Raw genomic sequence first — 8,588 nt, 5'->3', positions numbered from 1 at the left:
GATCATGTCCGTGTCGACATTGACGATCGGCAGCGGCGCGGCGACGCCGGTGAGCTTGGTGAATTTTTCCATGGCTTTGTGCCCGTCTGGCTGTTGCGGGGATTTGGCTTGCCTCGCTTTACACAAGCTTGGCCGGGAATAAAAGCGTTTAGACGCCACGGCAGCCCGCAAGTCCAGGCTAACGGCCAGGGCTGCATGGCTCGAAGGCGCGTCTAACCTATAACAGGTGGCGTAGGCCCTCGAACAATCTTGTTACGCCCGCTTCGGTGGTGATGATGCCTGGGGACAGGCGCAGGATGCGACCTCGGCAATCGGTGTAGATGCCGCGCTCGCGCAGGTTGTTGACGATCATTGCAGTATCAACCCCGACAGGCAGCCGTACCATGATGCTGCCGCCACGGCGGCGTTCGTCGCGTGGGCTGGCGAGTACGAGGCCCATCTCGTCGACTTGCGCGATGATCACTGCACCCAGCTTGCGGTTGTGTGCCAGCAATGCCGGCTTGTCATGTGCGGCATGCCATTCCAGTGCTGGCAACGAGCCGACGCAAGCCAGCACCGAAGGCGTGCCGTGGTCGAAGCGGCGGGCGTCGGCAGCATAGGCGAAAGCATTGAGATCCCAGGAGAAGATGTTGTCCTGGCTGAACCAGCCGCGCAATTCCGGCCGGCACTGCTTGAGAAGCGCTTCAGCGACATGGATGATGCCGGCGCCCGGCGTGCCACACAGCCATTTCAGCGTCGTCGACACAGTGAAGTCGACCGCCGGAGCGCCGACCTTGAAAGGGATCAGGCCTACCCCTTGGGTGATATCGACGCCGATCAGGCTGCCCATCTTGCGGCCATGGGCGACCAGCCTGTCGAGGTCGCAGCGGTGAGAGGCTGTCGAGGTGACCTGGGTCAGCAGCGCCAGGCCGACGTCTTCGCCCCATTGCTCAATGACATCGTCGTCGTGGACCCAGGCTTCGCCATCGCGCGCAGGCACCGTGTCGAGAGTGAAGCCGAAACGCGGCGCTAGTCCCGCAAGCAGAAAGTGCAGGCTTGGAAAACAGTCGGCCGCCACCAGCACGCGGCGTCCGGCAAGGTGGTGGCTCGGCAGCGCGCCGATCAGGCTGTAGAGTGCGGTGGTGACATTTTCGGCCGAGGTCAGCGTGCCCTTGGGCGCGCCGATCAATTCGCTCCAGAGATCGATGAAACGCTGGCGGTTGCCCAATGCGCGCATCCACTGGCCGTCGTCGAAAGCGCCCCAGCTCGCAGCGAAGTCGGACAGGGCTGCTGCCATGGCCTCGGCCTTGCCGGGATACATGCCGATCGAGTGATAAAGGAAATAGGCCGAGCCGTCAGGGGTGGTCATCGTTCAGAATTCCGTATTGCTGTCGGGGGTCAACGCGCCGTCATCTGGCGCTTGCCGCGTTCTTCGAGGTAGCTGACCAGTCGAACCAGCGGCAGGAGGAAGACGAGATACATGGCGGCGGCGCCGATCAGCGGCGTCGGGTTGGCCATCAGCGCCTGGGCGTCTGTTGCCTGCTTCAAAAGGTCGGGCATGGCAACGACCGAGGCGAGCGCGGTGTCCTTGAAGATCGAGACGCAATTGCTGGTCAGTGGCGGGATGATGACTCGCAGAGCCTGCGGCAAGACAACCGTGCGCATCGTCGTCCAAAAGCCGAGGCCCAGCGCCGAGGCCGCCTCGAACTGGCCCTTCGGCACGTTTTCGATGCCGGCACGGCAGACCTCGGCGGTGAAGGCCGAGAGCACCAGCGATAGAGCCAGGGTTGCTGCGGTGAAAGACGAGAAGCGGATGCCGACGAAGGGCAGGGCGTAGTAGATCAGGATCAGCAGTACCAGGATCGGCATTGCCCTGAGGAAATCGACATAGGCAATCGCGAAAAGACGTACCGGCCGTGGCCCATAGAGCCGCATCAGGCAGACGGCCAACCCCGCCGCGCCGCCGAAGACGATGCTGGCGATGCCCAAAAGGATGGTGTTGCCCACGCCGCGCATGAGCATGGGAAACGACCGGACGAGAATGTCCCAGTTGAAGAAGGTGGTGATCAGGTCCATGGCGAGGTCCGTGCGCAAGACGCCGCGGCCTTGAGCGGCCGCAGCGTCGTTTCAACGGTTGACGGTAGAGACTTCAGGTTCACTCGGCTTTAGGCAGCGGCATCTCGGTGGTCGTGCTGGTGCCCGCGTCAGGCTCTACGCCGAACCACTTCTTGTGGATCGCAGCAAGCGTCCCGTCGGCCTTCATCTTGGAGACGGCATCGTTGGCCGCAACGATGGCGGGGTGGTCCTTGCGTGCCATCATGGCGAAGCGTTCGCCGGTGGGAATGCGAACCAGCACCTTGAAGCCCGGCGTCTTGGTCATGGCATACTGGAAGCCGGCGAGTTCGCCAGCGCCGCCATCGACGCGCTGTGCCTGGATGTCGAGCAGCAGGTCCTGCTGGGCGTTGTAGCTGCGCACCTCGGCAAGGCCGAGCTTTTCGCTGTTTTCCTTCGCCCAGGCTTCACCGGTGGTGCCGGCCACGACGCCGATGACCTTTCCTTTAAGTCCGTCGAGCCCTGATATCGTCGATGCCTCGCGACCGATGACCGTGCCGTCACCATCATAATAGGGCTGGGTGAACGACTGGTTCTGCAGCCGCTCGTTGTTCACCGAGATCGACGACACCGCGAAATCGATACGCCCGGAGCTGGACGCTGCAAACAGCGCCTGGAAGCCCATGTCCTGGAATTCGACCGGTCGGCCAAGGCGCTTGGCGACCTCGGTCGCGACATCGATCTCGAAACCTTCGAAGGTGCCGCTTTCGTTCTTGAATTCCCATGGCGGGTTCGCCGGATAGGCCCCGACGACGAGTGCCTCCTGGCCGATGGCCGGTGCCGACAGCGCTAGCGCAAAGACCATGGCCATGCCGGCAGCTAGTTTAGAGAATGCCAATTTTGTTCCTCCCTTTGATCGATTGACGACGGTAACCGTGGCAGTTGTCAGCAGCGGTTCGCTGCGCTGAATCTGCTTCAAGCGTATAAATATGCATTGGCATACTGTGGTGGATGAATAAATACGTCCAAGGCCCGGCTGCGGCGAGCGTGGATTCTCATGCGTGCGCCCGGATGTCTCCTCCATCCTCCTCAGTTCGATATTTGCATATGCATTTAATTTCGTCCAGATGCGGATCGCGAGCTGTCGGAGGTCGGTTTGGCCGCCGCCGACGGGCGCGGATCGCATCGTCCCGTCGCATGGGCCGCCAAAATGGAAACGGCCGCGGATCGGGTTACGATCCACGGCCGCTTGATGCGGAGAAAATGGCTGATATCAGGCGCGGTCGAGCGCCATCACGCCGGTTTCGGTGCCGGTCAGCCGGCGCGAGCGGCCGTCGGCTCCGACCACCATCTGGACACGCCGGCGTTCCGACGAAAACAGTTTTGAGGTCGACACGTCCACTGGCGGGTTGAAGGCGACGGTGACGCGCCAGAGATCCGGCTTGATCGTCTCTTCGAGACCGATAACGCGACCCTTGGCGGGATTGCCGTTGAAAGTGCCCGACACCGTCTCGCCGACGGCGAAGGGGGCGGTGTCGATGGGCTCGTCGGTCTTGGTACCATTGGGACGTGCGGCCAGCGTGTTCCAGTCGCGCGCGCCTTCCTGGCGGGCGACGAGTTCGAGCGCCTTGGCGTGGCTGACGGCGATGCCATCGCTGGCCAGCGCATCGCGCAGCCTTCGGGCGTTGTTCTTGTAGTCGTTTGTGTGACCGTTGGTCATGGGTTCGCTCCTTCGCGATGCGCGAACGGCGGTTGAAGGTCGGGAGCCCGCATTGCCGCTTCGGCCGTCGCATCGACAGGGAAACGAACTTTYTAAAGGGAAGCTTCACCAGGCCTTGCGGCTACGGGCGGCAGGGGCTTCCCGCCCTTGACCGCCCTCAGATAGGAAGAAGCAGGCGCGCCGTCAATAAGGGGCGCCAGGGGCCGAATTTCAGGCCGCCTTGTCCCATGCCGGTGCCAGCCCGCCCGGGCTGACGATGCGTCCGCCTGGGGCGGCAAGCGAAAAGATCGCCTTCATCTCGTCGGCGGAAAGTTCGAAGTCGAAGATGTTGAAGTTTTCCGGCAGGCGCGACAGCGTCGCTGTCTTGGTCAGTGCCACCACATCGTCCTGCTGGACCAGCCAGCGCAGCACCACCTGTGCGGCCGTCTTGCCATGGCTTGCGCCGATCTGTTTGAGCACAGGGTCGGAAATCACCTTGCCGTCGGCCATGGCGTAATAGGCGGTAACCGACATGCCGGCCTTGCGCGCGGCTTCAAGCACCGGCGTCTGGTCGAGATAGGGATGGTATTCGACCTGGTTGGTGACCAGCGGTGCGGCGCTCAGCTTCGCCGCCTCGGCCATCAGCGCCGTGTTGAAGTTGCTGACGCCGATATGGCGGACCTTGCCGGCGCTCCTGACCTCGTTGAGCGCGCCGATCTGCTCGTCCAGCGGCACGGCATCGTTCGGCCAATGCAGCAGCAATAGGTCGACATGGTCGGTCCGAAGCTTGCTCAGGCTCTCGTCGACCGATTTCACGAAGGCATCGTGCTGATACTTGTCGACCCACACCTTAGTGGTCAGGAAGATGTCCGAACGGGCGACGCCCGAACCTGCGATAGCCTCGCCGATCTCTGACTCGTTGCCATAGATCTGGGCGGTGTCGATGTGACGGAAACCCTGCTTGATCGCTTCAGGCACCACCTGCAGAACTTCCGCGCCGGGCATGCGAAAGGTGCCGAAGCCCAAAGCCGGAATTGTCGCGCCATTGGCGGTAACGAATTTCATGATGTTTTCCTTAGTGGAGATTTGTTGGTGAGGGGATCGGGCGGATGGCTCCGCCATTAGGTAGGTCTGAGGCGCCGCCGATCAATCATCTTAAGCCGGCTGGCACAGCGGTTCGGCGCGTCGGTCAAGCGCGCCGCTCCACATGGTCAGGACAAAGGCGCCTGAAACCAGTACGGCACCGACCCAAGGCGTGGCCCCAAGGCCGAGCGGCGAGGCGACAACCAGGCCGCCGATCCAGGCGCCTAGGGCTATGCCGAGATTGAAGGCGGCGATGTTCAGCGCCGACGCCACATCGACCGCGCCCGGCCGATGCTCCTTGGCCAATTGCACGACATAGAGCTGCAGGCCAGGCACGTTGGCGAAGGACAGAAAGCCCAGCGCGGCAAGCGTCACCAGCGTCCACAAGGGCGAAATGGCCGTAAAGCTGAACAGGACGAGCACGGCGGCCTGCAGCGCAAACAGCACGGTCAGCGCCTTGACCGGGTTGCGGTCGGCGATGCGCCCGCCGGCGATGTTGCCGACAGCGATGGCGAGGCCATAAAGCACCAGGATCAGGCTGACGCTGGAGGCTTCGAAACCTGTGACCTGCTCCAGGATCGAGGCGAGGTAGGTGAAGGCAACGAAGGTGCCGCCATAGCCAAGTGCCGTCATGGCAAAGACCAGAAGCAACCGGCCGGAGCCGAGCACGCGAACCTGATCGAGCAGGCTCGACGGTGCCGCCTTGTTCAGCGTCGAGGGCAAAAGTGCTGCGATGCCGGCAAAGGCGATAACGCCGAGCAGCGAAACGCCCCAGAAGGTGGCGCGCCAGCCAAATGTCTGGCCGATGAAGGTGCCGAGCGGCACGCCGGTGACGATCGCCACCGTCAGGCCCATGAACATCATGGCGATCGCCGAGGCGCGGCGGTTTTCCGGCACGAGGTCGGCGGCGATCGTCGCCCCCACCGAGAAGAACACGCCATGCGCGAAGGCCGACAGCACGCGGGCGACCAGCAGCATCTCGTAGCTGGGGCTCAGCGCTGCTGCGACATTGCCGGCGATGAACAATGCCATCAGGCCGAGCAGCAGCGGCTTGCGCTCGATACGCCCGGTCAGTGCCGTGAGGACCGGGGCACCAAAGGTGACGCCTAGCGCATAGACGCTGACGATCAGGCCGGCGAGCGGCAAGGTGATTTGCAGGTCCTGGGCCACCGTCGGCAACAGCCCGACGATGACAAATTCGGTTGTTCCGATGGCATAGGCCGCGATGGTGAGCGCGAAAATGGCAAGAGGCATGGCAGCACCGTTCCCGCCCGTGGGCAGCGGGCGTAGTTGGGCGAAATTCGATCGCCGGGTTGATCCTTGTCGGGCAATATGGTGCGGGCGGACTTGCGCAATAATCCGCCATGATGGATCAATGCTTGTGAATTGAATTCACAAGGGGCGAGCCATGGACAACCGGGCCGGCGAAATGGAGGCCTTCGTYCGGGCCGTTTCGCTCAAGAGTTTCTCCGCCGCCGGTCGCCAGCTTAACCTGTCGCCGTCGGCGGTCAGCAAGCTGATCACCCGCATCGAGGACCGCCTCGGCACCCGGCTTGTGGTGCGCTCGACGCGTAGCCTGCAGCTGACGCCGGAGGGCGAGATCTATCTCGAACGCGCCAGAAGCATCCTTGGTGAGATTGAGGAGGCCGAACGTATCGTCGCCGGCGGGGCCAATGCCGTGCCGCGCGGACCGCTCAGGGTCAGCGCCTCGGTTGCCTTCGGCGCAAGTCATGTCGTGCCGCATATGGCGGAGTTCCTGGCACTCTACCCCGAGGTCGAGCTCGACCTGTCGCTGACCGACAGCGTCATCGATCTCTATGAAGAGCGCGCCGACGTCGCCATCCGCTCCGGAAAGCTGCGCGATTCCGCGCTCAAGGCGCGCAAGATCCTGGAGATCCGCCGCGTCGTGGTCGCTTCGCCTGCCTATCTCGAAAGGCATGGCATACCCGAAAAACCGGGCGATCTCATCGGCCATAACTGCCTGCGCTTCAATTTCCTGCGCAGCCGCGACGAGTGGATTTTTCGCGACCCGGCGACCGGCGAGAGTTTCGCCCAGCGCATCGGCGGCAACCTGCTCGCCAATAACGGCCCGAGCCTGCGGCGCCCGTGTCTCGACGGCGTGGGCCTGTTCCGCACAGGTCGTTTCCAGGTCCAGGCCGACATCGATGCCGGAACGCTGGTGCCCGTGCTCGAAGCCTATAATCCCGAAGACATCGAGATGATCCATGCGGTGTTTGCCGGCCACGGCCATCTCGCCGCGCGCATCCGCGCCTTCATCGATTTCCTCGCCGAAAAGACGCGCGGCGCCTGACGTCATTGCATCGGCGGGCACATGCACTATCTTCAAAGGGTGCAATTGTCCGCGCGAAAGGCTAATGGCTGTTGATGCTCCCGATGGCAAAATTGAAGGTGGTTTTACTCGCGGCAGGCTTGATGCTTGCCGGCGCGCCGTCTGTCTTTGCGCTTGATCTGACGGTTCAGTCCGTCCCCAACGTGCTGACGATACAGCCCATCCCCAATCTGAGGCTCAACGAGCTGCAAATACTGCAGAGCCGTCAGGATCGTCTGAACTACCAATTCCAGCAGCGGCAATTTCGCGAGCAGGACCGCCAGCAGGTCGTGCCGCTGCGGCCCGATGTGCCCGTCATGAGGCCAAGCTGCCAGATCCAGCCTTTCGGCAACATCTTCCGCACCGTCTGCCGCTAAGCTTTCGCCTCGAGCTTGTCGACGGGTATGCCTGCGCGCAGGTCTATTTCGCTGCCAGCTGCTCGGCCAGGATGCCATCCAGCCTGTCGTAACCGGCCTCGACGCCCTTGGCCATGCCGATGGCGATGGCGCCGTCCCTTGCTTCGCGCGAGCTGTAGAGCATGGTGTTGACCGAGATCGTCCGGCCATTCTTTTCCGTCAGCACCAGCGTCGAGCGCGCCTCGCCATCGGTCCAGTCCATGTCGAACAGTTCAACGCTGACGATCTTTTCGGGCCGGAAGATCTCGCTGTACGTGCCGGTCATGCCCATGTCGCCGCGGTCGTCCTCGTGACGCCAGACAAAGCGGTATTTGCCGCCGACCTTCAGGTCGATCTCGCAGACGGCGAAGGACCAGCCGTCCGGTCCGGTCATCCAGCGCTTTAAGAGTGCCGGTATCGTCCAGCAGTCGAAGACCAGATCGCGGGGCGCGTCGAAGATGCGCGTCATGGCGATCTCGCGATCGCTCGGGGTCGTCACTTCCAGCCGGTGCGTCATCATCTTCTCCCTTCGTCTCAGGCCTTGCCCTGGTTCGCCTGCAGATCGGCGAGCAGCGCGTCGAGGCGCTTGTAGTTGCCTTCCCAGACCTTTCGGTATTCATCGAGCCAGCCGGTTGCCTCGGCCAGCGCTTCGCCTTCGATGCGGCATGGCCTGCGCTGCGCATCGCGGCCGCGCGAGATCAGGCCGGCGCGCTCCAGCACCTTGAGGTGTTTGGAAATCGCCGGCTGGCTCATGGCGAACGGTTCGGCCAGGTCCATCACCGAGACTTCGCCCGACATCAGCCTGGCGAGGATCGCGCGCCGGGTCGGATCGGCAAGTGCCGTGAAGGTGGCATCGAGACGTTCGGACGGCGTCATTTTATAACCCTCTTGTTCCATAACTCAAAGGTTATGAACAATGCCGATGTCCGTCAAGCCGCCTTGATGTAGTTGCTGACAAATGGGCGCCCCCGCGCGCTGGACAAATGTTTCCAGCACGCCCGCGCCCACAGGCATCCAGGCCGCTTTGCGTGCTCGAGCCGCTTTGCGTGCC

Annotated in this window: 10 protein-coding genes and 1 pseudogene; 2 read left to right on the top strand and 9 right to left on the bottom strand. The window is 62.9% G+C overall.

Going from position 1 to position 8,588, the window contains the following annotated elements; translation table 11 throughout:
- The 7 genes and pseudogenes from AC1DUU_RS15230 to AC1DUU_RS15200 all read right to left on the bottom strand — a co-directional run.
- A pseudogene (locus tag AC1DUU_RS15230) lies at positions 1-72 on the bottom strand (3-isopropylmalate dehydratase small subunit); the annotation flags it as partial.
- Between the two features lie 145 nt (positions 73-217).
- Positions 218-1,348 carry an aminotransferase class V-fold PLP-dependent enzyme gene (locus AC1DUU_RS15225; protein WP_476784246.1) on the bottom strand — a complete coding sequence of 377 codons (1,131 nt, stop codon included), beginning with the start codon at positions 1,346-1,348 and terminating at the stop codon, positions 218-220.
- A gap of 29 nt (positions 1,349-1,377) precedes the next feature.
- Entirely contained in the window at positions 1,378-2,055 is a 678-nt protein-coding gene (locus AC1DUU_RS15220; RefSeq protein WP_476784245.1) for an amino acid ABC transporter permease, read from the bottom strand.
- A 79-nt stretch (positions 2,056-2,134) separates the two neighbouring features.
- Positions 2,135-2,902, bottom strand: a complete 768-nt coding sequence (locus AC1DUU_RS15215) for an ABC transporter substrate-binding protein (RefSeq protein WP_476784247.1) — start codon at positions 2,900-2,902, stop codon at positions 2,135-2,137.
- A gap of 402 nt (positions 2,903-3,304) precedes the next feature.
- Positions 3,305-3,751, bottom strand: coding sequence for a glyoxalase superfamily protein (locus tag AC1DUU_RS15210; protein ID WP_476784244.1), 447 nt, complete (start codon positions 3,749-3,751; stop codon positions 3,305-3,307).
- A 210-nt stretch (positions 3,752-3,961) separates the two neighbouring features.
- Positions 3,962-4,795 carry an aldo/keto reductase gene (locus AC1DUU_RS15205; protein ID WP_476784243.1) on the bottom strand — a complete coding sequence of 278 codons (834 nt, stop codon included), beginning with the start codon at positions 4,793-4,795 and terminating at the stop codon, positions 3,962-3,964.
- Between the two features lie 90 nt (positions 4,796-4,885).
- Positions 4,886-6,067, bottom strand: a complete 1,182-nt coding sequence (locus AC1DUU_RS15200) for an MFS transporter (RefSeq protein WP_476784242.1) — start codon at positions 6,065-6,067, stop codon at positions 4,886-4,888.
- A 154-nt stretch (positions 6,068-6,221) separates the two neighbouring features.
- Between AC1DUU_RS15200 and AC1DUU_RS15195 the strand changes: the two genes are divergently transcribed.
- The gene (locus tag AC1DUU_RS15195) at positions 6,222-7,124 is read left to right on the top strand and encodes a LysR substrate-binding domain-containing protein (protein WP_476784241.1); all 903 of its coding nucleotides are present in this window, start codon (positions 6,222-6,224) and stop codon (positions 7,122-7,124) included.
- A 122-nt stretch (positions 7,125-7,246) separates the two neighbouring features.
- Positions 7,247-7,519 carry a hypothetical protein gene (locus AC1DUU_RS15190; protein WP_476784240.1) on the top strand — a complete coding sequence of 91 codons (273 nt, stop codon included), beginning with the start codon at positions 7,247-7,249 and terminating at the stop codon, positions 7,517-7,519.
- Between the two features lie 43 nt (positions 7,520-7,562).
- On the opposite strand, the gene AC1DUU_RS15185 is transcribed toward AC1DUU_RS15190, so the two are convergent.
- Together AC1DUU_RS15185 and AC1DUU_RS15180 are read right to left on the bottom strand one after the other, a co-directional pair.
- The gene (locus AC1DUU_RS15185; RefSeq protein ID WP_476784239.1) at positions 7,563-8,057 is read right to left on the bottom strand and encodes an SRPBCC family protein; all 495 of its coding nucleotides are present in this window, start codon (positions 8,055-8,057) and stop codon (positions 7,563-7,565) included.
- 14 nt (positions 8,058-8,071) lie between these two features.
- Complete coding sequence (locus AC1DUU_RS15180) at positions 8,072-8,413, bottom strand: ArsR/SmtB family transcription factor (RefSeq protein ID WP_109574106.1); 342 nt, start codon at positions 8,411-8,413, stop codon at positions 8,072-8,074.
- Positions 8,414-8,588 lie beyond the last annotated feature (175 nt).

This window comes from Aminobacter sp. P4_H6_2 (assembly GCF_056400805.1).
This window is presented reverse-complemented; position numbering and strand designations above follow the sequence as displayed.